The sequence below is a fragment of the Amycolatopsis sp. NPDC051106 genome (assembly GCF_040682775.1).
GTDB lineage: Bacteria > Actinomycetota > Actinomycetes > Mycobacteriales > Pseudonocardiaceae > Amycolatopsis.
On the sequence record NZ_JBFBBQ010000004.1, the window covers coordinates 1 to 25,113 of the forward strand.

Consider the following 25,113-nt stretch of genomic DNA (forward strand, 5'->3'; position numbering starts at 1 on the left):
TTCACACGTGTGCGTCCACACTCTTTCCCCACCCGCCGCTCTTCCGATCTCTGGGGGGCGACCGCGGTCGCCGGGTCGCCCCGGTGTTCCGCGGCGGCCGCGGCTTCGAGCGCGAGATCGATCATCCAGCGCTCGTCGAGCCGCGGCAGCGCGCCGAGGTGCGGGGCGACCTCCGCGGCGGGCCGCGCGTCGTCGTTGAGCACCCGGGCCGCACGCAAATGCAGGTGAGCGAGTTCTTCGGCGGGCGTTTCCGCGAGCAGGCGGGCTCGGACCGACCGGTCGAGCACGCTTCCGGCGAACAGATTCGCGCGTCGAATTCCGTCGATGGCGATCCGCACCGGCCGCGCGGGCAGCCCGCACAAAGCAGCCACCCTCGTCACGTTCTGTTCGTCGAGGACGGCGACGGCGGTGGCCACCGTCCGTGCCTGCGCGGACAGCCCGGCCAGCGCGTCGACCGGCCGCGACGCGGCCACTTCCCAGCGGTGGCACCGGTCCTGCGCCCCGATCTGCCCCAGCGCCCAGGTGCCGGGGCCGGGCTCGTCGGGGCGGCGGCAGAGGACGAGCAGGAACCGCTCTCCGCGGCCGCACCGCAGCAGGAAGTCGAAGAACCGCACCGACGATTCGTCGCACCATTGAGCGTCTTCGACGACGATCACGGAATTCCTTTTCCGCAATGGCCCGGAAAGCAGCAATGATCGCAGGGTGCGGAATTTCCGGTGGAGCGCGGAACCGTCTTCCGCGGGCAGTTCCAGGGTGCGCGCAATGGCCCCGCCCGGATCGGCGTGGCCGGCGAACAGATCGGCGAGCGCCCGGAACTCGGAAGCCTCTCCGAGCGCGGTACCGGAAATGCGAATAATGTTCGCGGACCGGCCTTTTTTCGACCTCGCGAAGTCCGTCAGAAGGGTACGAACGCCGCCGTCGGGCGCCCCGTCCACCAGCACGGCCTGCGCGGACTCCGTCCACGCGAGTACCGCACACCGGGACAATGCGCCCGAACAACCGGCGAAGACCGGATTCGGAGTGGGTTCCGACATGCCGCCATCGACCTTTCCTGCAAGCCCGGCATAACCGAGCCCTTTCCCGCAGCCCCCAGAGCCGCCGAAGGATCTGACCGTCCGAACGCTATCGACACCGCCGCCGGGAAGAAAACCACCGGCGATGTCCGATCTGTGCCACTTCCTCCACTAACGAGTGACCGTACCAGGCGCGACGCTCGCTGTCAGCGAAGGCCACCACCCGGACGGGTGACATACTTGTAGCATTACCGAGCACCGGAAACTGGACATTTAACCAAGACTTGAGGTCCCCTTCAGTGGCCGTGGGCCGACGGGGTGACGGGCAACCAACGAAAGTTGTCGGTCGGTCCACCGCGGGGCAACTTTCGTCGCTAGTCCGGTCCGGGAACCGCCGGTCCACCTCCGGGCCGGGGATCCGAGAGCTAACGTGGGGCTCGTGTCGGACGTCACTCCAGGTACTCGAACCACGCTGCGTGAGCAGCTCGGGCCCCGCGTGGGGCCCAAGCACGAACTGGCGACCCTGCTCAGCCTGGCGGTGATCTTCGGCGCGCTCGACGTGGTGATCAGCATCAACAGCCATCCCACCACCGGGTGGGCCGGCCCGCGCGCCGACCTGATCCTCCAGCTGGTGGTCGACGTCTCGGTGCTGGGGCTGCGGCGCTTCCCGAAGACGGTCGCCGGCATCGCGCTGGCGGTGACCTTCGCGACCGTGCTGGCCGACGCGCTCGCCCCGGGCCTGCTCTCCCCGGAGGACCCGGCCAGCCCGCTGATCCTGCCCCGCATCACGCCGGTCATCGTGATCTTCCTGGTCCGGACGCAGAGCCCGCGCGTCGCGTTCCCCCTTATCGGGGCGCTGGCGATCATCGGCAGCGAGCCGTGGGCGCCCAGCTGGACCATCACCCCGGTCGGCCTGCTCAGCACGATCGGCCCCGCGGCGGTCGTGCTGTACCTCGACGCGCGCAAGCAGCTGCTGCAGGAGCTGCGTGACCGCGCCGAGCGGGCGGAACGCGAGACGCACCTGCTGGCCGAGCAGGCCCGGTTCGAGGAGCGCCGCCGCCTGGCCGCGGAGATGCACGACGTCCTCACCCACGGGCTCAGCCTGATGGTCTTGCACGCCGGAGCGCTCGGCATCAGCTCGAAGGAACCCGACGTCCGCAAGGCCGCCGAGGAGATCCGCGCGCGCGGCGCGATGGCGCTCGACGAGCTGCGCGACCTGGTCGGGGTGCTGAACACGACCTCGGCCGACGTCTCCGAACGGATGGCGAACCCGAGCCCGCGGACCGGTTCGGCGGGCACGCCGGAGCAGCCGCCCGATCCTTCGACGCTGGTTGCCGAGTCGGTCGCGGCCGGCATCCCGGTGGAGCTGGACGTCGAAGGGGAGCGCTCGCAGATGTCCCCCACGATCGCGCGCACGGTCCACCGGATCGTGCAGGAGGCGCTGACCAACGCCCGCAAGCACGCGGCGGGCGCCGAAATCCGCGTCGAGCTGCGCTACCGGCCGGACGGCGTCGGCATCCGCGTGGTCAACACCCCGCCCCGGCGCCAGCCGGACGAGGTCCTGGCCGGCAGCGGCTCCGGGCTGGGTCTGTCGAGCCTGCGCCACCGGGTCGAGCTGGTCGGCGGCACGCTGCAGACGGGCCCGACACCCGACGGCGGGTTCCGGATCGCCGCCGACCTGCCGGCTTACGTGCCCACGACGGAGACGCGCCAGAAGTCCGGCCACCGCTGAATCTCGCGCCCCTGCGTTGCTGGCGGCGGCCGCACGCAGCAGCTGCCGGGCCGGGTCGCGGGCGAGCGGACCAGCGAGTGGGACCCGTTCCGCGGCACCGGTCGCCCGGCGCACGACCGGAGCCCGGCGGCAGGACTGGAGATTCTCCTACTACTCCCCCGCTTAAGGTCGGGCCGACCGCGATCCTCCCGACCAAGAACCTGGGGCCCACATGAAAGGCATCATCCTGGCCGGCGGCAGTGGCTCCCGACTGCATCCGGTCACGCTGGGCGTCTCCAAGCAGCTCGTCCCGGTCTACAACAAGCCGATGATCTACTACCCGCTCTCGGTGCTGATGCTCGCCGGCATCACCGAGATCCTGCTCATCTCCACCCCGCACGACCTGCCCGCGTTCAAGCGGCTCCTCGGCGACGGCGGTGAGCTCGGCCTGCAGCTCAGCTACGCCGAGCAGGCCCATCCGAACGGTCTCGCGGAGGCCTTCATCATCGGCGAGGAGCACGTCGGCGACGACACGTCCGCCCTCATCCTCGGCGACAACATCTTCCACGGGCAGGGTTTCTCGGACGTGCTGCGCGCCGCGACCCACGATCTCAAGGGCTGCGTCCTGTTCGGCTACGAGGTCTCGGACCCGCACCGCCACGGCATCGGCGAGATCGACGCCGACGGCACCCTGATCTCCATCGAGGAGAAGCCGGCCAACCCGAAGTCGAACCTGGCCCTCACCGGCCTCTACTTCTACGACAATGACGTCGTCGAGATCGCCAAGGGGCTCAAGCCGTCCGCGCGCGGCGAGCTGGAGATCACCGACGTCAACAACGTCTACCTCGACCGGGGGCGCGCCGGCTGCGTCGACCTCGGCCGCGGCTTCGCCTGGCTGGACACCGGCACGCACAAGTCGCTGCTGGACGCCGGGCAGTACGTGCAGACGATGGAGGCCCGCCAGGGCGTGCAGATCGCCTGCCTCGAAGAGATCGCGCTGCGCATGGGCTTCATCGACGCCGACCAGTGCTACGCGCTGGGCGAGCGGATCGGCAGCTCGGGCTACGGCGAGTACGTCATGGACTTCGCGCGCCGCGCGCGGCCGCTCACCGCGGTCTGAACCCCGGAGGATCCTTCCCATGCGCATGGTGGTCACCGGCGGCGCCGGTTTCATCGGCTCGGCCTACGTCCGCAACGTGCTTTCCGGCCACTACCCCGGTTTCGAGCCGGACGAGCTGGTCGTGCTCGACAAGTTCACCTACGCCGGCAACCGGGCGAACCTGGCGCCGGTCGCCGCCGACGACCGCCTGCGGGTCGTCACCGGCGACATCTGCGACCCCGAGGTCGTCGAGCGGGAGCTGACCGGCACCGACCTGGTCGTGCACTTCGCCGCCGAGTCCCATGTGGACCGGTCGATCGCCGGGTCGGCGGAGTTCGTCCGCACCAACGTGCTCGGCACCCAGACCCTGCTGCAGGCCGCGCTCGAACGCGAGGTCGGCAAGTTCGTGCACGTCTCCACCGACGAGGTCTACGGCTCCATCGACGAAGGCTCCTGGCCCGAGGACCACCCGGTCGCCCCCAACTCGCCGTATTCGGCCTCCAAGGCGGCCTCCGACCTGCTGGTCCGCTCCTTCTTCATCACCCACGGGCTCAATGCCTCGATCACGCGCTGCTCCAACAACTACGGGCCCTACCAGTACCCCGAGAAGGTCATCCCGCTGTTCGTCACCAACCTCGTCGACGGACTCCAGGTACCGCTCTACGGCGACGGCCTCAACGTCCGCGACTGGCTCCACGCCGACGACCACTGCCGCGGCATCCAGCTGGTGGCCGAGCGCGGCCGGGCGGGCGAGGTCTACAACATCGGCGGCGGCACCGAGCTGACCAACCGGGAGCTCACCGAGCGGCTGCTCGCCATCACCGGCCGGGACCACACCGCGATCCGGCCCGTCGAGGACCGCAAGGGCCACGACCGCCGCTACTCGGTGGACATCACGAAGATCTCCACCGAGCTCGGCTACTCCCCGCGGGTCGGCATCGACACCGGCCTGCGCGACACCGTCGACTGGTACAAGAACAACCGCGGGTGGTGGGAGCCGCTCAAGGGCTGAGCTACTGCGTGCGCAGCCGCGGCCACAGCTCGTCCCAGGCGATGGTCCGTCCACTGAAAACGGTCATCAGCTGCGGCACCACTTCCTGCCGGTGGGCGAAGGCCCCGGCCACCAGCGGGCTCGCGTCACCGACGAACAGGACGCTGTCGACGCTCTCGTCCGGGTGCCCGAAGTAGAAGTACCCGCGGTGCGCGCTGTAGACGTTCGGCAGTCCGCGTTCGCCGCCGAAGAGCTGCAGGTCGGCGGCGAAGGCGTAGCTGTCGGTCATGATCGCCGTCCGGGCCCGCTGTTCCGGCGGCAGCGAGGAGTAGACCTTGACGACGGCGTCGGAGAGCTGGCCGAGCTGACCGTCGGACTGCACGAAGACCTTCGCCGTCAACGGCACCAGCGGCACGTCGGGAATGCGCTCGGCCCAGGACTTCGGGTAGATCGGCAGCGCCACGAGCGCCTGCAGGACCGACGCCGCGGCCAGCAGCCAGCCGAGTGCCTTCGCGGCCGTGGGCCACTTGACGTCCTGCAGGCCCACCGCGCCGGCCGCGAACAGCAGCGCGTACAGGCTGTAGACGTAGTAGGACCGGCCCGACGTCAGCAGATAGGCCACGATCAGCAGCAGGAACGCGACGCCGAGGAAGCGGTACGGCCTCAGGTCGCGCGCGGCGAGCAGGCGCCCGAAGCCGAAGAGCGCGAGCGGCACGCCGATCACCAGGCCGGGCCCGGACAGCAGTTCGAGCAGGAACGGGCCGGTGCCGGGGAACTCGGCGGCGACGACCTCGGACATCCGGGCGTACGGCCAGCCGTGGAGGGCCTGCCAGACCAGCGTCGGCACGGTGGTCAGCGTCGCGACCAGCGCACCCGCCCAGAGCAGCGGCCGGCGGACGAGGTCACGCGGCCCGAAGACCAGCGACGCGGCGGCGAGCGTCACCCACAAGGCCGGGACCAGGAACTTCGTCTGCAGCGACACGGCCGTGGCGAGCCCGGCGGCGAACAGCAGCCGGTCGTCGGCCACGCCGTCGCGCCGCTGCCGGGTCCACCGCACGACCAGCCAGACGACGAGCGACCAGAAGAACGGGTCGATCGAGTAGGTCGCGAGGTAGTGGCAGATCAGCGTGGCGCCGGACATCGCGTACGCCGCGGCGGCGATGGTCTGCGCGACCCGGCGGCCGCCCAGCTCGCGGGCGATCAGCGCGCTCAGCACGATCCCGCCGACGGCGGCCAGCGTGGCGGGCAGCCGCAGGGCCACGAGCGAGCCGGGGAACAGGTGGTCCAGCCCCGCGGCCAGGAACGGCACCAGCGGCGGCTGGTCGAAGTAGCCCCACGCGGGGTGGTCGCGGCCGGCCACCACGAAGTAGGCCTCGTCGAAGGAGAACCCGTAGTTCCGGCTGGCGATGAGGAGCAGGGCTCCGGCGACTCCCGCGATCAGGAGAACCGGAGTCCGCGCGAACGCCGGGCGCGTGCGGCCCGGCCGGCTGTCGGTGGTCTCACTGGTAAGGGTCATACCTCGAGTAGACCCCGCCGGACCCCGCGCGCGAGACGGCCAGGAGTCCCCATTCGGAGCAACGAAAGTCGATCTCAGCGCGCGAACCCGCAACTTTGGTAGTCACTCTACGGTGCAGTTTAGATACTCATAGTGAGGGTACCGACGTCGGGGGAATCTCCTAGACTTCGCCGCGAAACCGCGTCCGGCCTGGGCTTTCTCGCGATACTGGCGACCATGACCCAGGGCCGGCACATCGTCTTCTTCAGCTTTCCGGGCGTCGGGCACATCAACCCGATGCTGGGCCCGGTCGCGGCGCTCGCCGAGCGGGGCCACCGGGTCACGTTCGCCGTCGCCGAGCAGTTCACGGGCCTGCTGCGCGACAGCCCGGCCGACGTGCTGCCGTACCACTCGGACTTCCCCGCGTCGGTCACCAAGGTCGACAGCGCCGACGACGCGGTGACGATGATCATCGACCTCATGCGCGAAGGCTTCGCGGCGCTCGAACCGGCGCTGGACCGGCTTTCCGGCGACCGGCCCGACCTCATCGTCCACGACACCATCAGCGGCAACGCCGCCCGCGTGCTCGCCCGCGCCTGGGACGTCCCGCTCGTCGAGAGCTGCCCCGTCTTCATCGAGAACGACGACGACGAGATCCCCGGCTCGCCCCAGCCACCCGAGGACCACCCCGCCGCCACCGACTTCGACCACCGGGACCCGCGTCTCGCGCGGTTCGGCGAGGAGTTCGGCGCGGGCGTCTCGGCGCTGCTCACGCGCCACGGCCTGGACCCGAACCTGGCGATGGAAAGCCTGACGCCGACCGGCGAAGAGCCGCGCCTGGTCTACATCCCCAAGGCGTTCCACTACGGGAGCGAGACGTTCGGCGAGCGGTACCTGTTCGTCGGCCCGACCGCGGACTGCTCCGTCCTCGAAGGCCACTGGACCCCGCCGGGTGACGACCGGCCGGTGGTGCTGATTTCGCTGGGCACGTCGATGAGCAAGGACCTCGGGTTCTTCACCGGCTGCATCGAGGCCTTCCGCGGCACGCCGTGGCACGTGGTGCTGACGCTGGGCCGCGGCGCCGACCTCGCCGCACTCGGCGAGCTGCCGCCGAACGTCGAAGCGCACAACTGGATGCCGCACCCGTCGGTGCTGAAGCACGCGTCGGCGCTGGTGTGCCAGGCGGGGATGGGGAGCGTCCTGGAGGCGCTGCGCTACGAGGTCCCGATCGTCGCGGTGTCCCACAGCGGCGAGACCCTGGCCAACGCCCACCGCATCGCGGAACTGGGCCTCGGCCGGCACGTCCCGGTCGCCGAGGCGAGCGGGCAGGTCATCTTCGACGCGGTGACGGCGCTGGCGGCCGACGACTCGCTGCCCGCCCGGCTCGCGCTGATGGCCAAGGAGATCGAGCAGGCGGGCGGCGCACCCGCGGCCGCCGACGCCCTGGAAGCCCTGCTCCCGTAGGCAGAATAGGGGTCTGAACCCGGCCCGCTCGTCGGCGGCGGCGGACGGGTGAGCGCCCGGCCCCATGCAGTGAATGACTCATTCCTGGCGTCCGGCGCCAGGAATGAGTCATTCACCGCATCCGAAATCTCAGGCGGAGCGGCGGAAGCCCCGCGTGGCGACGATCGCGCCGGTCAGGCCGATCAGGCCGGCCGCGCCCAGCGCCGCCAGACCCCCCACCCCCACCGGGTTGCCCAGCGCCAGGTTCCGGGACGCGTCGACCGAGTACGTCAGGGGGTTGACCGTCGCCACCGCGCGCAGCCACGCGGGCAGCGAAGACAGCGGGACGTACGCCGAAGAAGCGAACATCAGCGGGAACATCACCATGGACGTGACGCCCTGCATCACCTCGACGTTGGAGATCCAGACGCCGATGGCCATGAACATCCAGCTGAGCGACCAGCCCACCGCGATGCACATCAGCCACGCCAGCAGCACGCCGGTGAAGCCGCCGCCGGGCGAGAACCCGAACAGGGTCGCGGCCAGCACCAGCATGATCGCCAGCTGCAGGGCGTGCCGCACGACGTCCGCGAGGCTGCGCGCCACCAGCACCGACGCCGACGCGATCGGCAGCGTGCGGAACCGGGCCACGACGCCGTTGCGCATGTCGTCGAGCAGACCGACGCCCGACTGCAACGCCACCGACAGCGACCCCATCACCAGCACCGCGGGCATCAGGTAGTCGATGTAGGACACCCCGGCCGGGAACGAGCTGGTGCCGGCCAGGCTCGCGAACACCTGGCTGAACAGGATCAGCATGATGAGCGGCTGCAGCAGGCCCAGCAGCACGAGCGCCCGGGACGCCACGACCGCCCGCAGCGAACGGCCGGTCAGGATGATGATCTGCATCGGCACCGAGGTGCCCCGCCACGGACCGCTGCCGCCCGGTCCGGCCACAGTGGAATGGTCCGAAGCGGACAAGGTGGTCGGTGCGCTCATGGCTCAGTGCCTCTCGGTGTCGGTGGGGGAATCGGCCGGCCCGCCGGAGAGCGCGAGGTACACGTCGTCGAGCCGCGGGTCGACCAGCGCCAGCTCGACCGGCTCGACCGCGACGTCGTCGAGCGCGCGGACGACGCGCACGAGGTCGGTGGACTTCTCCACCGGCACCGTCAGCGCGAGCCCCGCGAGTTCGTCCACTCCGGACACCCGCGGGTCCATCCCGGCGCGGCGCACCGCGTCCGCGGCGCGCTCGGCGTCGGGCTTGTCGGCCAGCGTCAGGGTGACCGTGCGCTTGCCGACCTGCGCCTTGAGCGAGGCCGAGGTGCCCGCGGCGATCACCTTTCCCTGGGCCAGCACGACGATCTTGTCGGCGAGCCGGTCGGCCTCGTCGAGCATCTGCGTGGTGAGCAGCACGGTGGAGCCGTCGCGCACGAGCTGTTCCACGATCTCCCACATGGCGATCCGGGCCGCCGGGTCGAGGCCCGTCGTCGGCTCGTCGAGGAAGATCACGTCGGGGTGGCCGACCAGGCTGGCGGCCAGGTCGAGCCGCCGGCGCATGCCACCGGAGTAGGTCTTCGCCGGGCGCGCGGCCGCTTCGCGCAGGCCGAACGCGGTCAGCAGCTCGTCCGCCCGCTCCTTCGCCTCCTTGGTGGACGCGCCGAGCAGGCGGGCGATCAGGATCAGGTTGCGGAAGCCGGAAAGCTGCTCGTCGACCGACGCGAACTGGCCGGTGAGCCCGATGCGGCTGCGCAGGGTGACGGCGTCGCGCTGCACGTCCAGCCCGGCGACGCTGGCGTGGCCCGAAGTGGGCGTCACCAAGGTGGTCAGCACGTTGACCAGAGTGGTCTTGCCGGCGCCGTTGTGGCCCAGCAGCCCGCACACGGTGCCGCGCGGCACCTGCAGGCTGACGTCGTCCAGCGCGCGGACCTTGCCGAAGGTCTTGGTGATTCCCTCGGCCTCGACGAACAGGCTCACGGCCGCTTCCTTCCGCTGCGCCGAATCGGACATGGCAACAGTTAACACAGGAGGAATGCCCTATTCCCTGCTCACCGCGGGACCCGAGGGGTTCGCCTAGACATGGTTGACTGCCTGCCGCGCGCGACTAGCTTTCGAGTCATGACTCCCCCGCCGGGAAGCCACGTCGCCTTCCTCACCTATCCCGCCCACGGGCACCTCAACCCCACGCTGCCCGTCGCGGCCGAGCTCGTGCGGCGCGGCCACCGGGTGAGCTACGTCGTGGCCGGGCAGTACGCCGATGCCGTGCGCGCCACCGGCGCCACCGTGCTGCCCTACGAATCCCACGTGCCGAAGTCCTGGGACACCGTGGCGATCCCCGAGAAGATCACCGGTGACGTCGTCGCGGAGGCGGGCCTCGCCCAGGCGCTGGAAGGCTTCGCGCCGCTGCGGACCGCGCTCGGCGCCTTCGAAACCGACCGGCCGGACGTCTTCGTGTACGACGCTTTCGGTTACGCCACCGGACGTCTGCTCGCTCGCAAGTGGGCGATCCCGGCCATCCTGTCGTGCTCGACGTTCGTGGCCAACGAACGGTTTTCGCCGTACGCCTCGATGGCGGGCAAGGTCCCCGCGCCCGACCCGGACCACCCCGCGCTCGCCAAGGCCGCGTCGGTGGTCGGGGACGTGCTCGCCGAGCACCTGCCCGGCACGTCCGCCGCCGAGCTCGCCCAAGCGCGTGAGGACACCAAACTCGTGTTCCTGCCGCGGGAGTTCCAGCCCGGCGGCGACACCTTCGACGACGGGTTCGCCTTCGTCGGGCCCTGCCTGGGCGACCGCGCGGGCGGCTGGACCCCGCCGGACGACCGGCCGGTCCTGCTGATCGCCATGGGCAGCTTCGGCTACCACCACCAGCGCGAGTTCTTCGCCTCGTGCCTCGAGGCGTTCGCCGGGTCGCCGTGGCACGTCGTCATGACGATCGGGCGCCTGGTCTCGCCGGCGGAACTGGGCCCGGTGCCGCCGAACTTCGAGCTGCACCCGTGGGTGCCGCAGCCGGCCGTGCTGAGCCGGGCGAGCGGGTTCGTCTCGCACGCCGGGATGGGCAGCACCATGGAGTCGCTCGCGCTGGGTGTCCCGCCGGTGGTCGTGCCCCGCACGCTGGAGCAGGAGATCGTCGCCGACCGGCTCGCCGAGCTCGGCATCGGCGTCCGGGTCGACCCGGGCGACGTCGACGCGGCGTCGCTGCTGAAGGCCGTCACCGGCCTGGCCGAGGACGCCGACGCGCACGAACGCGTGGCCCGGATGCGCGAGCACATCACCGACGCCGGGGGCGCCGCGGCGGCCGCGGACCGCGTCGAGGCCCGACTGACCGCCTGACCGCCCGACCCAGGAGTGAATCCGACGTGGACACCACCGAGCTGACCGCTGCCCCGGAAATCGCCCCGGACGGCGGCGCTTCGCTGCTGACCTGGCTGGAGAAGATGCGGGCGGACACGCCCGTGTGGCGCGACGATGCCGGGGCCTGGCACGTGTTCCGGTCCGCCGACGTCCGCCGGGTCAGCACCGACGCGCAGCTGTTCTCTTCGGACACGACGCGCCTGACCTCGCCCGGGGACCAGGCGCCCCCGGGCACCCTGCTGGTCATCGACCCGCCCGAGCACCGCAAGCTGCGCCGCCTGGTCAGCCAGGCGTTCACGCCGAAGGTGGTCGCCGACCTCGAGCCGCGGATCACCGAGCTCACCCGGGAGCTGCTGGCCGCGGTCGAGCCCGACGCGACGGAGTTCGACCTGGTCGACGTGCTGGCCTACCCGCTGCCGGTGATCGTCATCGCCGAGCTGCTGGGCGTGCCGGCCACGGATCGCGCGCTGTTCCGGGGCTGGGCCGAGGCGCTGATGGCGCTGCAGGTCGACGACCCCAGCACCGGCGAGAAGCTGGCCATCGCGATCGAGGAGATGGAGACGTACCTCAACGCCCAGATCGCCGACCGGCGCGCGCGGCCCCGCGACGACCTGCTGACCCGGCTGGTGGAGTCCTCGATCGACGGTGAGCGCCTGACCGACGAGGAGGTCGGCAACTTCACCGCGTTGCTGCTGCTCGCCGGGCACGTCACCACCACCATGCTGCTCGGCAACGTCCTGCTCTGCCTCGAGGACGCCCCCGGCGCCTACGAGCGGGTCCGGGCCGAACCGGCGCTGGTCGAGCCGCTGCTCGAGGAGGTGCTGCGGCTGCGGCCGCCGTTCCCGCGCGTGGTCCGGGTGACCACGGCCGACGTCGAGGTGGCCGGCACGGTGATCCCCGCCGACTCGATCGTCTGGGCCTGGGTGGTGTCCGCGAACTACGACGAGCGCGAGTTCGCCGACCCCGCGCGGTTCGACCTGGCCCGCAAGGCAGGTGCGCACGCCGCGTTCGGGCACGGCATCCACTTCTGCCTGGGTGCGCCGCTGGCGCGGCTCGAAGGACGGATCGCGCTGGAGCTGCTGTTCGAGCGGTTCGAGCACCTGCGGATCGCCCCGGGCGCGGAGGTGCCGTTCCACGCCGGCGGCGTGTTCGGCGTGCAGCAGCTGCCGGTCACGACCACCGCGGGCTGACCGGCCGGGGAACCGCCGGCGAGCGGGAGGTGAACGCGCGGATGCCGCACTACCGAAGGTGCGTCCCGGGGTGCCGTACCTCCGGCCGGGCGGACCCCAGTGTTAGCCCCCAACCCCCCGACCGGCATTGACGGGCCATAACCCGTTGGCTAGCGTACGAGACGTCGTTTGGTTTGTTTCCAACGAAACGGACCGAAGCGCAGCTGGCCGGGTGGACTCGAGGAGCCTTCTGGGGAAGGGCTCGAGGTTTCCGCTGGGGTGGTGTGAATAACCCACCCGGACAGCTGCCGCCGACCCTCTTGAGGGGAGCTCGGGGGTCGTCGACGCCTTTTGTCCGTGGACAATGCTCGAAACGTAGAACGAATCTGGGGGTTCGAACTCGATGAACACGCGTGTCGATTCCTTGGCCGAGCGGCCGGCGGCGGTACCGCACGGCCTGCCGGCCGTCGCCGAAAGACAGAACCAGAACGTCGCCGCTTTCGACCTGTCCGATGTCTGCATCGCGAATCTGGGGCCGGATCTCCGGGTGATCGAGGCCAATGGCGACTTTCTCCGTCAGCTGGGCCGGACCGCGTCCGAGGTTTTCGGACAGAGCTTTGTGGACTTCGTGCACCCGAGCGCCAAACAGTTCACCCTGCAGCAGCTGGCGCGCCTGAACGAAGGCCGCCGGGACCGCTTCAGCGCGCGCCTGGTGGGCGTGCGGCCGGCCCAGCCGGTGCTCTCGGGCGGGCTGACCGGCATCGCGGTACGCAGCCAGTCCGGCCAGGTCACCACGATCGTCGTGCTGATCAAGCCGGACCGCGCCGTGGAGGCCCCGCGGCCGGCGATCGAGAAGACCAAGCTCCTCAGCGAGCTCGACGCGAAGGTCCTCGAGGGCGTCGCCGCCGGCATTTCGACCGTGCAGCTCGCGTCGAAGCTGTACCTGAGCAGGCAGGGGATCGAGTACCACGTCGGCGCGATGCTGCGGCAGTTCAAGTCGCCGAACCGCTCGGCACTGGTCTCGAAGGCGTACTCGCAGGGCATCCTGTGCATCGGCCAGTGGCCGCCGAAGGTGACCCCGCAGTACATCCGCTGAGCGCTTCGCTTCCCAGGGCCGGCCGGGCCGCCCGGGTGGGGTTCGATGTCCGGTTCGCGCCGGTATCGGTCCCGGCCCGAGCGCCCGGCCGGCTCTTTTCCCGGAAGCCGGGAAATCCCCTCGAATGCGGGTCGCGACGGGTGCGCGCGGCAGTACCCTGCGCTATCCTGCGAAGGCAGGGATCGATTTTCACGACGGCGGCGGCACTGGAAAGGTGAGACGCAGTGGGTATTTTCGGGAAAAAGGAAGACGATTCCAAGAAGAAGCCGTCCGACACCAAGGCGGACAACGCCAAGGCCGACGACGAAAAGAACCGCAAGCGCCGCAGCCGCCTTTTGGGCGGCGCGTACGGCGGCGGCAGCGGCGGCTGAGCCGGTACTCCGCTGACCGAGTGAATCGGGTGGGACGAGGGTGACCTCGGACCACCCGATTCTCGTTTCCGGGGTCCGGACGGCGAGAACTTCGGTACTGTTGGTCAGTTTCCACCTGCGGATCGGTGCGGCTACCGTGTGACAAGCGTGGTCGCACGGGGAGTGACCGTTGTGGGTGGGTGTGGGCGGTTCAGGGGGTGGTCCGTCGTGGTCCGTAGGGGTCGGTGCGGGGTACCCCGTGGAGCCCGGGCAAAGGTCTTGAATGAGTCATTCAGGACCTCCGAAGACCTGAATGACTCATTCAGGACGTTCGAACTCCGGCCGCACTGCCTGCACCACGGTGCGGTGCAGGCAGTGCGGGTGCAATGCGGGCAGTGCGCCACGGTGCGGGCGCGCGCGGTGCAGGCACGGTGCAGGCGCGCGGTGCCAGGCGCGTGCGGTGCAGGCGCGGGCAGGCAGGCAGGCAGGCAGGCACGGTGCAGGAGAGCGGGTGCAGTGAGGGCCACGCGGAGAGTCCTGGCGCAATGCGGGCGGTCCGGGCGGTGCGAGCGCAGGGCGGTCCAGGCGCGAGCGCCGTGCGGTGCAGGCGCGAGCGTAGTGCGGGCGCAGTGCGGAGCGAGCGCAGTGCGGGCGCGGGATCCCGAGCACGCGAAAAGGCCGCCTCCCCCGGACCGCGTCCGCTGAAGGCGACCTCCCACCCGCTCTACCTCAGCCGGCCCGGGGCACGACCGCCTCGGCCCATTCCGGCACCTCGAGGATCTCCACCACCGCGCCGGCCACACTGACCCCCGGTGCGATCCCGACCATCAGCACGTGGTCCCCCGGCGCCAGCTGACCCGTCCCGAGCATGTTCGCCAGCGACGCCACCTGGTCACTCGCCCCCAGGTGCCCGAGCCCCCGCCCGAAGTCCCAGTTCGACTTCTCCAGGGGGATGCCCAGCATCGCCAGCAGCCCGTCCTCGACGTACTTGCGCGAACCGTGGTTGTACGCGATGCGGGTGACGCCGTCGAGGCCGATGCCCGCCTCGGCCAGCACCCGGTCGATCAGCTCGGACCGCGTCTTCAGCAGGTTCAGGCCACTGTGGAGCATCGTGTCGCGGTTCTCGAACCCGAAGAAGTCGATGCGCTCGGCGAAGTCCATGAAACGGCCGATCGTCGCGCCCGGGGGGAACATCGGCTCGTCGCCGCGGTGCATGCCCTCCAGCTCGGGCACCGTGATCGAGCTCGCCGACTTCAACCGCGCGAAGCCGGATGTCGTGTTCAGCACCACCGCCGTCGCGCCGTCGCCGATGACGAAGTCGGGACGCAGGCAGCGCCAGCGGTTCACCAGCGGGGACGTCGAGTTGTCCGAGGCCACCGTCATCGCCGTCCCGCCGCCGCGGGCGATCAGGTACGTCGAGGCCAGCTCCAGCGCGCCGAACATGCCGTTGCAGCCCTGCCGCAGCTGCGCCGCCAGCAGGTCGCCGCCCACCAGGTGCCGCTGCAGCCAGAACTGCGGGAACCAGCCGTCCGGGCCCGAGTGGTAGTTGTCCGCGTACAGCAGGACGTCCAGCGCCTCCGGGTCGACACCCGCGCGGGCCACGGCCTCCTGCCCGGCCCACAGCGCCATGTCCGGGGCCGGGGTCTCGCCGGCGCAGGCCGCGCCGGTCAGCCCGGACGCCTCGGCGTCCTCGGCGGTCATCCACCCCTGCTCGATCGCCGCCTCGACGCCGGTGGTCGCCGGCACGTACGTGCCGATCCCGCTGAGGTAGACCTCCGCCAGCTTCACTTCGCCTCCACTTTCGCTCCCAGCCACGATTCGACGGCGTCGGCCGCGCGGATCTCCCCGCCGGCCAGCTCGACCTGCCCGCTCATCCACCGGACGCGCTGGGTGATCACCGGGTCGGACGCGGTCGCGGCGACCGCTTCGAGCAGTTCGTCCTCGGTGACCTCGGTGCGCGACACCACCCGGCCCAGGCCGAGATCGGCGATGCGGTCCGCGGTCACCACCTGGTCGCTCTGGGACGGCGTCACCACCATCGGCACGCCGTAGTGCAGTGCCTCCATGGCGCTGCCCAGCCCGCCGTGGGTGACGAACACGCGCGTGTGCGGCAGCAGCGCCGCGTGCGCGACGAACGGGTGCGCCTCGATGTTGTCCGGCAGCGGGCCCAGCTCGGCCGGGTCGACCCACCGCCCGAGCGTCAGCACGACGTGGTACGGCTGCCCGGTGAAGGCGCGCACGCACTTGCGGAAGAAACCCACCTGCTCCCGGCTGCGCGAGGTACCCAGCGAAATCAGCACGAGCGGCAGCCCGTCGGTGGGCGGGGTCCACTCCCCTGGCGGCGCCGTCCGGTCGAAGCACGGCCCGATGAACGCGAAGCGGTCGTCGAAGGTCTCACCGTGGATCTGGAACGCCTTCGGCAGGTAGACGAGGTGATAACCGGGGTCGCCGCCACCTGCGTCCACATCGGACAGACCGTGGTCGGCCAGCAGCTGCCCGGCGTGCTCCACGAACGCGGTCAGTGCGGGGTCGGTGAGGTCCGGTGGCGCGGCGGAGTCCGACTCGGCCTGCGCCTCGTTCAGGCGGAAGTGCTCGTTGGAGGCGAACTCCGGGCACGACTGCACCGTGGGCACCGACCACTTCCGCGCGATGAGCCGCGCGGTCTCGGACGCCGCCAGGTCGTGCACGACCAGGTCCGGCGGGTCGTCGGCGAACCGGTCCATCGCCGCGGAAAGCGGCGCGAGACCTTCGCCCATGAACGCCAGCATGGCCCGCAGCGCGTACCCGTCGGACGCGGTGTCGCCCAGCCCGGTCGCCCACGGGAACGTCGAGGTGTAGGGCAGTACTTCGGCCCCGGTCGCGGCCACCTTCGCGGCGAACTCGTCGACCACCGCGAAGGTGACCCGATGGCCGCGGCGCACCAGCTCGGCGACGATCGGGAGGACCGGCGCGACGTGGGCGTACGCGGGGAAACTGAAGACGGCGATGTGCCTGCTCACCGCTGCATCGTCGGGCACCGTCACCCCGGGACGCACCGGCTACCACGCAAGTTCTGGCTATTTCCCCCCAAAACCGCTTTGAACGTTTCTACGCCGGGACGACTAGGGGGTTCCACAGAGTTTCCCGGCGAGATCCGTCACGCGGTCACCGCGTCCTTATCCTGCAGACGACCGCACGAGGGGGATCTCAACAGCTGTTGCAAAGCAACGAAATGCACGTCATCGCGGGAAAGGGCAGACCGCGACCCCTGGGGAAGGACCTTTTCATGAAGACCAGCGTTGACGACCTGGCACTGTTCGGCGGCCCGATGGCCTTCGAAAAGACCTTGGTGGTGGGAAAACCGAGCACCGGGGACCGGGCGAAGTTCTACGAGCGGCTCGAAGTGGCGCTCGACAGCGGGCGCCTCACCAGCGGCGGCCCGCTGGTCAAGGAGTTCGAGGCGCGGATCGCCGACCACGCCGGGGCGAAGCACTGCGTCGCCACCTGCAACGGCACGATCGCACTCGAGGTGATGGCCCGGGCGGCCGGGCTCTCCGGCGAGGTCATCATGCCGTCCATGACCTACGTCGCTACCGCGCACGCGATGCGCTACCTCGGCCTGACGCCGGTCTTCTGCGATCTCGACCCGGCGACCGGGTGCATCGACCCCGAGCAGGTCGAGCGCCTGATCACCGAGCGCACGACCGGGCTGGTCGGCGTGCACCTGTGGGGCCAGCCGGCGGCCATCCAGGAGCTGGAGAAGATCGCCGAGCTGCACAACCTGACCCTCTTCTTCGACGCCGCGCACGGCATCGGCTGCAGCTTCGGCTCCCAGCCCCTCGGCGGGTTCGGCAAGGCCGAGATGTTCAGCTTCCACGCGGCGAAGGTCGTCACCACCTTCGAGGGCGGCGCGATCGTCACCAACGACGACGACTTCGCCCAGCGCGCCCGCTACACCCACAACTTCGGCTGGGGTGAGGAGCACGTCACCGAGTTCGCCGGCACCAACGCCAAGATGAGCGAGGCGTCCGCGGCCATGGGCCTGACCTCGCTCGACGCGCTGCCCGCCACCATCGCCGCCAACCGCTCCCACTACGAGCAGTACGCGGCCGAGCTGGCGGGGCTGCCCGGCCTGGAGATGCACCGCTACGACGAGGAGAACCGCAACAGCTACCAGTACAACGTCGTGAAGGTCGACGAAGACGAGTGCGGGCTGTCCCGCGACACGATCCTCGAGCTGCTGCGGGCGGACAACGTGCTGGCGCAGCGCTACTTCTCGCCGTGCGTGCACGAGTGCGAGCCGTATCGGACCGAGCGGCCGGTCTCGCTGCCCGCCACCGACGCGTTCTCCCGGCGCGTGCTCACGCTGCCGACGGGACCGTCGGTCACGAGTGAGCAGGTCAGCGAAGTCTCGGCCCTGGTGACCTTCGCGCTCGAGCACGCGCCGGAGATCCGCCGCCGCCTGGCCCGCTAGCTCGGGACAGTGATGCAGTGAATGACTCATTCCTGGCGCCGGACGCAAGGAATGAGTCATTCACTGCGTTCGCGCCGCGACCAGCTTCTCCAGGTCGGCCACCAGCTCGTGCGGGGTCGGCTGGGCCAGCGCGAGGTCACGCAGGCGGCGCGCGTTGGTCGTGAACTCCGGTTCCCCGACCAGCCGGGCCACGGCGGAGCGCAGGTCTTCGGCGGTGAAGCCGTTGTGGGTGAACAACAGTCCCGCGCCTTCGTCGACCAGACGCTGGGGACGCAGGAGGTGGTCGGCGATCGGCGTGGTGACCGTCAGCTGCGGGACGCCGGCCACCAGCGCCGCGCCGTAGCTGCCGAAACCGCCGTGGTGCACGATCGCCGCGCAGCTCGGCAGCACCGTGTGCAGCGCGACGGACTCGACGACCCGGACGTTCGCCGGCACTTCGCCGAGAGCTTTCCGCTGCTCGGGCACCAGCGCGGCGATCACTTCGATGTCCAAAGCAGACAATGCGGCCAGGATCTCGGGGATCGAGACGTAGTCGCCGCCGAAGGCGTCCGTGTTGGACGAACCCAGCGTCAGGCACACCCGCGGCCGCGTCGGCGGTTCGCGCAGCCAGTCCCACACCACGGCCCGGCCGTTGTAGGGGACGTGCCGCACCGGGAGCCGCCGGACGCCGGAGCGCGCGCCGAGCGACTCCGGCAGCGGGTCGATGGTCGCCTGGCCGGTGACGAGCTCTTCGTCGAACTCCACACCGAACGGGCGGCCGGTCAGGTCGAGCCAGTCGAACAGCGGGTCTTCCCGCTGCTCCGGCGGCTGTTCGGCCATCAGCTTGAGGAAGGTCGCGCGCATGGCGCACCAGACGTCGGCCCAGCACAGCTGCCGGACGTGCGCGGCGCCGCAGGCCTTCGCCGCGATCGCGCCCGCGTAGGTGAGCGCGTCCCAGACCACCAGGTCCGGCTGCCACTCCCGCGCGTGCGCGACCAGGTCCCCGACCATCTCGTCGTTGTAGATGGCGAACCCGGCCCACACGGTGAACGTGTAGCGCTGGTGCAGCGCCTCCCACGTGTGCGACGCCGGGTCGGTGTCGTTCCAGTTCGCGATGTCGGCTTCCTGGGCGTCGCGGTTCTGCTTCATGCCCTCGTGCATCGTGTTGTCCACGCCGACCGGCACCGCGGTCAGGCCGGTGCCGGTGACGACGTCGGTGAACCCCGGCGACGCGGCCACCCGCACCTCGTGCCCGGCCGCGACGAGCGCCCAGGCCGTCGGGACCATGCAGAACAGGTGGGACTTCTCGTCCAGCGTCACGAACAACACGCGCACGACGGGTGCCTTTCAGTGGTGGCGGGACAACGTGCCCGCGAGCCGCGTGGAGATGAGCCGCAGCACCTCGGGCTGGTGGTCGGCGAGGAAGAAGTGCCCGCCGTCGAACACCTTCAGCTCGAACTCGCCGTCGGTGTGCTCCTGCCAGGCCCGCGCCTCGTCGAGGGTGGTCTTCGGGTCGGCGTCGCCGGTCAGCACGGTGATCGGGGTGCTCAGCTTCGGTCCCGGCTGCCGGACGTAGGTTTCGGCGGCCTTGTAGTCGTTGCGGATCGCCGGCAGCGCCATCCGCAGGATCTCCTCGTCGCCGAGCACGGCCGCGTTGGTGCCGCCGAGCTTGCGCACCTCGGCGATGACCCCGTCGTCGTCGAGCTGGTGCACGGACTCGTCGCGGCGGCAGGAGGGCGCGCGCCGCCCGGACGCGAACAGGTGCAGCGGGGAAACGCCGTTCCGCTCCAGCCGGGTGGCGACCTCGAACCCGAGCGTCGCGCCCATGCTGTGGCCGAACAGCGCGAACGGCTCGCGGGTCCGCTCCGCCAGCACCTCGGCGACCCGGTCCGCGAGCTCGGGGAGGTTGTCGATCCCCGGCTCCAGCCGGCGGTCCTGGCGGCCCGGGTACTGCACGGACAGGACCTCGACCGAGCGGCCGAGCCCGGCGGACATCGGGAAGTAGAAGCTGGCCGAACCGCCCGCGTGCGGCAGGCAGAACAGCCGGACGGCGTCCGCGTCCGCGTCGTGGTAGCGGCGGAGCCACAGCTCCGGGTTCTCAGTCATGCGTGAACTCCGTCCTCAGGGTGGTCTCGAGCCAGCCGCGCACGGTCTCGGCGGTGGTGACGGCGTGGTCCTCGACCATGGTGAAGTGGTTGCCGGGCACGTCGACGACGGTGTCGGCGGTGTCCCAGTGCGTCTGCCAGTCCGCCGGGGCCAGCCGCTCGTCGGCCGCCGGGGGCTCGGACGAGCGGACCAGCAGGAGCGGCACCGACAGCTTCGCGGGCTCCCAGCCGGCCATGAGCCGGAAGTACCAGCTCATCGCCGAAAGCCGGGCGACGTCCATCGGCGCGAACACCTCCTCCCGGTCGAACATGCCACCGAACAGCTCGTCGCGGAAGCGGTCCAGCGGCGAGTCCTCGCGCGGCAGGTAGCTGTCGAGCAGCACGACGGCCAGGGGCGGCGTGCCCCGCTCTTCGAGGAGCTCGGCGGCGGCGTGCGCGAGCATCCCGCCCGACGACGACCCGAGCAGCACGAACGGCGCGCCGTCGGCGGCCCGCAGTACCGAGTCCGCCTGGACCTCGGCGACCGCGCGGACGCTGTTCGGCAGCGCCTCGCCCTTGACGAAGCCCGGCGTCGGCAGCGCGTGGACGTCGAGGTCGCCGCGGAACGGCGAGGCGAACCGGGCGTACTGGTGCACCCCGGCCAGCGCCACGTACGAGCTGAAGCAGATGAGCTTCGGCGTCCGCTCCCCGGCCGCGAGCTGCACCGACCCCGGCTGCCGCGCCAGGTCGGCGGCCGTGTCGAAGGTGGGCCGCAGCAGCGCCGCGTTCTGCAGCAGCTCGAAGCCCTCCTTCATCTTGCCGAGCTCGCAGGCCGTCCGGAACAAGGCGCCGAGTGTCTCGCCGGAGTCCACAGTGGACGCCGTCGGCGCGGCCGAAGTCACGTTCAGCTCGGTGCGCAGGTGCGCGGCGAGGTCCGCCGGCGCCGGGAAGTCGAAGACCAGGGTCGGCGGCAGCCGCAGGCCGGTGGCCGCGCCGAGGGCGTTGCGCAGCTCGACCGCGGTCAGCGAGTCGAAGCCGGCGACGAGGAACCCGACGTCCGGGCGCACGGCGTCCGGGCCGGCGTGGCCCAGCACGGTGGCCGCGGTGGCCCGGACCAGGTCGAGCAGGATCGCTTGCTGGTCCGGCTCCGGCTTCCCGGCCAGGGCGGCGCGCAGGGCGGCCTCGCCGGACACCGGGGCGGCACCCGTCGCGGCGCGCCGGGCCGGCCGTACGAGTCCCTTGAGGACGGAAGCGACCGAGCCGCCCAGCCCGGTGAGCTCGAGCTTCGCCGGGACCAGCGCGGGTTCGGCGAGCGCGGTGGCGGTGTCGAACAACGCCAGCCCCTGCTCGACGGGCAGCGCGTGGACGCCGCCGCGCGACATCCGCTTCCGGTCCGCCGAATCCAGCGCGGAGCTCATCCCGGTCTCCCACAGGCCCCAGGCCAGCGCCTGGGCGGGCAGGCCGCGGCCGGCCCGGTGGGCGGCGAGCGCGTCGAGGAAGGCGTTCGCCGCGGCGTAGTTGGCCTGCCCGGGCGCGCCGAAGGTCGCCGACACCGAGGAGAAGAGCACGAACGCCGAGAGGTTCCGGTCCGCGGTCAGCTCGTGCAGGTGCCAGGCGGCGTCGACCTTGGGCCGCAGGACGGCGTCCATCCGCTCGGGGGTGAGCGAGGACAGGACGCCGTCGTCGAGCACGCCGGCCGCGTGCACGACCGCGGCGAGGTCGGGAACGTCCGCCAGCAGTCCGGCGAGCGCGGCGCGGTCCGCGGTGTCGCAGGCGGCGAGCCGGACGTCCGCACCCAGCGCGGTCAGCTCGTCCCGCAGGTCGGTGGCGCCCGCCGCGGTCCGGCTGGTCAGCACGAGCCGGCGGACGTCGTGCGCGGTGACCAGGTGCCGCGCCAGCACGCGGCCGAGGCTGCCGGTGGCGCCGGTGAGCAGCACCGTGCCGTCCGGGCCGAACGGGCGTTTCCCGGTGGCGGCTTCGGTGGTCGCCCGGGTCAGCCGGGCAGCGAGCAGGGCACCTTCGCGAACGGCGAGCTGGGGCTCGTCGGAGAGGACCGCGGCGGGCAGCGCCGCGGCGGACGCGGCGTGGTCGTCGAGGTCGATCAGCCGGACCCGGCCGGGGTGCTCCGCCTGCGCCGAGCGGACCAGGCCCCAGAGCGGCGCGCACGCCAGGCCGGGGACGTCGTCGCCGGCCGCGGCGGCCACCGCGCCCCGGGTCACCACGACCAGGCGGGAGGGGGCGAACCGGCCGTCGGCCAGCCAGTCCCGCAGCAGCGAGAGAACGTCGTGCGCGGCCGCCCGGGCGACGTCCGGCAGCTCGCCGGCGGCCGGGGTCCGGACCACCAGGACCGCTTCCGGCACAGCCATGCCGAGACCGACCGCGGCGCCGAGCGCATCGAGGTCCACATAGGACTCGCACGTGACGCCGCTCGCGTCGAGCACCGGCCCGACCCCGAGGCGGTCGTCGCCCACGACGGCCCACCGCCGCGCGACGGCGTCGACCGGGGTCGCCGCGACCGGCCGCCAGTCGAGCCGGAACAACGACTCGGGCGCCTTCCGCGCCGGCCGCACCGCCCCGGCCACCAAGGGGCGCAGGACCAGCGCGTCGACCGACGCCACCGGGCGGCCGGCCGGGTCGGCCAGGGTCAGCTTGACGGTGTCGTGGCCGTTCGAGGTGACCGTGACCCGGACCGCGGTGGCGCCGCTCGCGTGCAGCGTCACCCCGCTCCAGGAGAACGGAAGGTAGTTCCGGCCCGCCCACCCGGCGACCGTGCCCAGCACGTGCAGCGACGCGTCGAGCAGCGCCGGGTGGAGGCCGGACCGGGCCGCGTCCGCGTGCTCCTCGGGCCGCAGGGCCACTTCGGCGTGCACCTCGTCGCCGAGCCGCCAGGCCGCGCGCAGGCCCTGGAAGGCCGGGCCGTAGCCGAACCCGCCCTCCGGGCCGCCGGTGTAGAGGCCGTCGAGGTCCAGGGGCTCGGCCCCGGCCGGCGGCCACTCCGTCAGGTCTTCCGGGACGGGACCGGGTTCGGCGGCCAGCCGGCCACCGGCGTGCCGGGTCCACGGCTCGTCGTCGAGTCGCGAATGGACGGTCACCGGCCGGGTGCCCGCCTCGTCCGGTGCGCCGAGAACGACCTGCAGCTGAACGCCGTCCCGTGCGGGCAGGGGCAACGGCGTCTCGATGACCAGCTCGTCGATGCCGCCCGCGCCGACCTGTTCACCCGCGCGCAGGACCAGCTCGACGAACCCGGTGCCGGGGAACAGCGTGCTGCCCGCGACGACGTGGTCGGCGAGCCAGGGGTGGGTGCGGGGCGAGATCCGGCCGGTGCACACCACGGCGCCGTCCTCGGCGTTCGTGACCGACGCGCCGAGCAGCGGGTGGTCCGGGCGGTCGAGGCCCGCCATCGTGACGTCGCCCGCCGGGGTGAGGGAGAACTCCGGCCAGAACCGCTCGTGCTGGAAGGCGTACGTCGGCAGCTCCGCCGGATCGCCGGGTCCGCCGAGGACGGTCCGCCAGTCCACTGTGGAGCCATCGACGTGCAGTTTGGCCAGCGCGGTCAGCAGTTCCCGCGGCTCGTCTCGGTCCTTGCGCACCAGCGCGGTGACCAGCTGCCCGTCATCCAGGCAGGCGGCGGCCATCGCGGTGAGGACGCCGTCCGGGCCCAGCTCCGCGAACCGGGTCACGCCCAGTCCGGCGAGGGTGGCGACGGCGTCGGCGAACCGCACGGTTCCCCGCGCCTGGCGCAGCCAGTACTCCGGCGAGGCGAGTTCACCGGCGGTCGCCGGCGCGCCGGTCAGCGTCGAGACGATCGGGATGGCGGGCGGTGAGAACGTGACGTCGGCCAGGACGCGGCCGAATTCCGCGAGCATCGCGTCCATGTGCGGCGAGTGGAAGGCGTGGGAGACGCGCAGGCGCCGCGTCTTGCGTCCGGCCCACTGCCGTCCGACCTCCAGGACGCCGTCCTCGGCGCCGGAGACCACGACGGACGCCGGGCCGTTGACCGCGGCGAGTTCGACGCCCGCGGGCAGCGTCGGCACGACCTCGGCCTCGGTGGCCTCGATCGCGAGCATCGCGCCCCCGGCGGGCAGCGCCTGCATCAGCCGGCCCCGCGCGGCGACGACGGCGCAGGCGTCGGGCAGCGACCACACGCCCGCGACGTGCGCGGCCGCCAGCTCGCCGATCGAGTGCCCGGCGAGCCGGTCGGGGTGGACGCCCCAGGACTCCAGGAGCCGGAACAGGGCCACTTCGACCGCGAACAGCGCGGGCTGGGTGTAGCCGGTCTGGTCGAGCAGGTCGGGTTCGGTGTCGATGACGTCCAGGAGCGGCCGGTCGAGGTGGCCGTCGAACTCGGCGCACACCTCGGCGAAGGCTTCGGCGAACACCGGGAACTCGCGGCGCAGCCCGGCGCCCATGCCGAGCCGCTGCGCCCCCTGACCGGTGAAGAGGAACGCCGTGTCCCCCTCGGCGCGCACGCCCGTGCTGACGCCGGGGGCGGGACGGTCGGCGGCCACGGCGGCCAGCCCGCGGACCAGCTCGTCGCGGTCGACGCCGACGACGACCGCGCGGTGGCCGAAGACCGTGCGACCCGCCAGTGCGGCGCCGATCCTGGCGGGCTCGCCGCCGTGGGTCGCGACGTGGCTCAGCAACCGCTCGGCCTGGCCACGCAGAGCCTCCAGACTGTGCCCCGACACGGCCCAGGGCACCCAGCGCCCCAATGTGGCCTTGGTTGCGTCAGACGCACCGAAGGCCGCCTTGGGTGCGTCTGACGCACCGAAGGCCACATTGGGGCGCTGGCAACGCACCCAAGGCGGCCTTCGGTGCGTCCAACGCACCCAAGGCGGCCTTCGGTGCGTCCAACGCACCCAAGGCCACATTGGGGCGCTCG

The 25,113-nt window shown here is 71.7% G+C and carries 18 protein-coding genes; 9 read left to right on the forward strand and 9 right to left on the reverse strand.

What is annotated here, in order from left to right; all coding sequences use genetic code 11:
* Window positions 1-1,034 (reverse strand): ATP-binding protein (locus AB0M83_RS04495; RefSeq protein WP_364512383.1); only part of this gene is annotated, 1,034 nt, incomplete at its 3' end.
* A 418-nt stretch (window positions 1,035-1,452) separates the two neighbouring features.
* Between AB0M83_RS04495 and AB0M83_RS04500 the strand changes: the two genes are divergently transcribed.
* The 3 genes from AB0M83_RS04500 (at window position 1,453) to rfbB (ending at window position 4,835) form a co-directional block, all read left to right on the forward strand.
* Window positions 1,453-2,745: a histidine kinase gene (locus tag AB0M83_RS04500; protein WP_364512385.1), complete on the forward strand. Its 1,293-nt coding sequence runs from the start codon at window positions 1,453-1,455 to the stop codon at window positions 2,743-2,745.
* 211 nt (window positions 2,746-2,956) lie between these two features.
* Window positions 2,957-3,844, forward strand: coding sequence for a glucose-1-phosphate thymidylyltransferase RfbA (gene rfbA / locus AB0M83_RS04505; RefSeq protein WP_364512388.1), 888 nt, complete (start codon window positions 2,957-2,959; stop codon window positions 3,842-3,844).
* A 19-nt stretch (window positions 3,845-3,863) separates the two neighbouring features.
* On the forward strand, window positions 3,864-4,835 hold the full coding sequence (rfbB, locus tag AB0M83_RS04510) for a dTDP-glucose 4,6-dehydratase (protein ID WP_364512391.1): 972 nt from the start codon (window positions 3,864-3,866) through the stop codon (window positions 4,833-4,835).
* A gap of 1 nt (window position 4,836) precedes the next feature.
* Here rfbB and AB0M83_RS04515 read toward each other — a convergent pair whose 3' ends face one another.
* Window positions 4,837-6,330 carry a glycosyltransferase family 39 protein gene (locus tag AB0M83_RS04515; protein WP_364512394.1) on the reverse strand — a complete coding sequence of 498 codons (1,494 nt, stop codon included), beginning with the start codon at window positions 6,328-6,330 and terminating at the stop codon, window positions 4,837-4,839.
* A 216-nt stretch (window positions 6,331-6,546) separates the two neighbouring features.
* On the opposite strand from AB0M83_RS04515, the gene AB0M83_RS04520 reads away from it, so the two are divergent.
* A complete protein-coding gene (locus AB0M83_RS04520) occupies window positions 6,547-7,773 on the forward strand; it encodes a macrolide family glycosyltransferase (protein ID WP_364512396.1) in 1,227 nt (408 codons plus the stop codon).
* Between the two features lie 129 nt (window positions 7,774-7,902).
* Here AB0M83_RS04520 and AB0M83_RS04525 read toward each other — a convergent pair whose 3' ends face one another.
* Both AB0M83_RS04525 and AB0M83_RS04530 read right to left on the reverse strand, forming a co-directional pair.
* Window positions 7,903-8,751, reverse strand: a complete 849-nt coding sequence (locus tag AB0M83_RS04525; RefSeq protein ID WP_364512399.1) for an ABC transporter permease — start codon at window positions 8,749-8,751, stop codon at window positions 7,903-7,905.
* 3 nt (window positions 8,752-8,754) lie between these two features.
* The gene (locus AB0M83_RS04530; protein ID WP_364512402.1) at window positions 8,755-9,759 is read right to left on the reverse strand and encodes an ATP-binding cassette domain-containing protein; all 1,005 of its coding nucleotides are present in this window, start codon (window positions 9,757-9,759) and stop codon (window positions 8,755-8,757) included.
* Between the two features lie 108 nt (window positions 9,760-9,867).
* On the opposite strand from AB0M83_RS04530, the gene AB0M83_RS04535 reads away from it, so the two are divergent.
* From AB0M83_RS04535 to AB0M83_RS04550, 4 genes are all read left to right on the forward strand, one after another.
* Window positions 9,868-11,079, forward strand: a complete 1,212-nt coding sequence (locus AB0M83_RS04535; RefSeq protein ID WP_364512404.1) for a macrolide family glycosyltransferase — start codon at window positions 9,868-9,870, stop codon at window positions 11,077-11,079.
* A 26-nt stretch (window positions 11,080-11,105) separates the two neighbouring features.
* The gene (locus AB0M83_RS04540; RefSeq protein WP_364512407.1) at window positions 11,106-12,290 is read left to right on the forward strand and encodes a cytochrome P450; all 1,185 of its coding nucleotides are present in this window, start codon (window positions 11,106-11,108) and stop codon (window positions 12,288-12,290) included.
* A gap of 382 nt (window positions 12,291-12,672) precedes the next feature.
* Window positions 12,673-13,365: a PAS domain-containing protein gene (locus AB0M83_RS04545; protein ID WP_364512410.1), complete on the forward strand. Its 693-nt coding sequence runs from the start codon at window positions 12,673-12,675 to the stop codon at window positions 13,363-13,365.
* A gap of 224 nt (window positions 13,366-13,589) precedes the next feature.
* Window positions 13,590-13,736, forward strand: coding sequence for a hypothetical protein (locus tag AB0M83_RS04550; protein WP_364512412.1), 147 nt, complete (start codon window positions 13,590-13,592; stop codon window positions 13,734-13,736).
* 708 nt (window positions 13,737-14,444) lie between these two features.
* Here AB0M83_RS04550 and AB0M83_RS04555 read toward each other — a convergent pair.
* Together AB0M83_RS04555 and AB0M83_RS04560 are read right to left on the reverse strand one after the other, a co-directional pair.
* Entirely contained in the window at window positions 14,445-15,503 is a 1,059-nt protein-coding gene (locus tag AB0M83_RS04555) for a ketoacyl-ACP synthase III family protein (RefSeq protein ID WP_364512414.1), read from the reverse strand.
* Complete coding sequence (locus AB0M83_RS04560; protein ID WP_364512417.1) at window positions 15,500-16,714, reverse strand: macrolide family glycosyltransferase; 1,215 nt, start codon at window positions 16,712-16,714, stop codon at window positions 15,500-15,502. Before AB0M83_RS04560 ends, AB0M83_RS04555 begins: the two co-directional genes overlap by 4 nt.
* Before the next feature lie 266 nt (window positions 16,715-16,980).
* Here AB0M83_RS04560 and AB0M83_RS04565 point away from each other — a divergent pair, with 266 nt between their 5' ends.
* Complete coding sequence (locus tag AB0M83_RS04565; RefSeq protein ID WP_364512419.1) at window positions 16,981-18,168, forward strand: aminotransferase class I/II-fold pyridoxal phosphate-dependent enzyme; 1,188 nt, start codon at window positions 16,981-16,983, stop codon at window positions 18,166-18,168.
* A 60-nt stretch (window positions 18,169-18,228) separates the two neighbouring features.
* On the opposite strand, the gene AB0M83_RS04570 is transcribed toward AB0M83_RS04565, so the two are convergent.
* From AB0M83_RS04570 to AB0M83_RS04580, 3 genes are read right to left on the reverse strand one after another with little or no spacing between them, the layout of a single operon-like run.
* Window positions 18,229-19,482 (reverse strand): activator-dependent family glycosyltransferase, encoded by a 1,254-nt coding sequence (locus AB0M83_RS04570; RefSeq protein WP_364512422.1) that lies wholly within the window; start codon window positions 19,480-19,482, stop codon window positions 18,229-18,231.
* 12 nt (window positions 19,483-19,494) lie between these two features.
* On the reverse strand, window positions 19,495-20,253 hold the full coding sequence (locus AB0M83_RS04575; RefSeq protein ID WP_364512425.1) for an alpha/beta fold hydrolase: 759 nt from the start codon (window positions 20,251-20,253) through the stop codon (window positions 19,495-19,497).
* A complete protein-coding gene (locus tag AB0M83_RS04580) occupies window positions 20,246-24,919 on the reverse strand; it encodes an SDR family NAD(P)-dependent oxidoreductase (protein WP_364512428.1) in 4,674 nt (1,557 codons plus the stop codon). Before AB0M83_RS04580 ends, AB0M83_RS04575 begins: the two co-directional genes overlap by 8 nt.
* Window positions 24,920-25,113: the final 194 nt, after the last annotated feature.

Excerpts from the sequence above, each read along its gene's own strand:
- AB0M83_RS04575 (WP_364512425.1), bottom strand. The coding sequence starts at position 20,253 with ATGACTGAGAACCCGGAGCTGTGGCTCCGCCGCTACCACGACGCGGAC.
- AB0M83_RS04525 (WP_364512399.1), bottom strand. The coding sequence starts at position 8,751 with ATGAGCGCACCGACCACCTTGTCCGCTTCGGACCATTCCACTGTGGCC.
- rfbA (WP_364512388.1), top strand. The coding sequence starts at position 2,957 with ATGAAAGGCATCATCCTGGCCGGCGGCAGTGGCTCCCGACTGCATCCG.
- AB0M83_RS04565 (WP_364512419.1), top strand. The coding sequence starts at position 16,981 with ATGAAGACCAGCGTTGACGACCTGGCACTGTTCGGCGGCCCGATGGCC.
- AB0M83_RS04520 (WP_364512396.1), top strand. The coding sequence starts at position 6,547 with ATGACCCAGGGCCGGCACATCGTCTTCTTCAGCTTTCCGGGCGTCGGG.
- AB0M83_RS04545 (WP_364512410.1), top strand. The coding sequence starts at position 12,673 with ATGAACACGCGTGTCGATTCCTTGGCCGAGCGGCCGGCGGCGGTACCG.
- AB0M83_RS04515 (WP_364512394.1), bottom strand. The coding sequence starts at position 6,330 with ATGACCCTTACCAGTGAGACCACCGACAGCCGGCCGGGCCGCACGCGC.
- AB0M83_RS04535 (WP_364512404.1), top strand. The coding sequence starts at position 9,868 with ATGACTCCCCCGCCGGGAAGCCACGTCGCCTTCCTCACCTATCCCGCC.
- rfbB (WP_364512391.1), top strand. The coding sequence starts at position 3,864 with ATGCGCATGGTGGTCACCGGCGGCGCCGGTTTCATCGGCTCGGCCTAC.
- AB0M83_RS04530 (WP_364512402.1), bottom strand. The coding sequence starts at position 9,759 with ATGTCCGATTCGGCGCAGCGGAAGGAAGCGGCCGTGAGCCTGTTCGTC.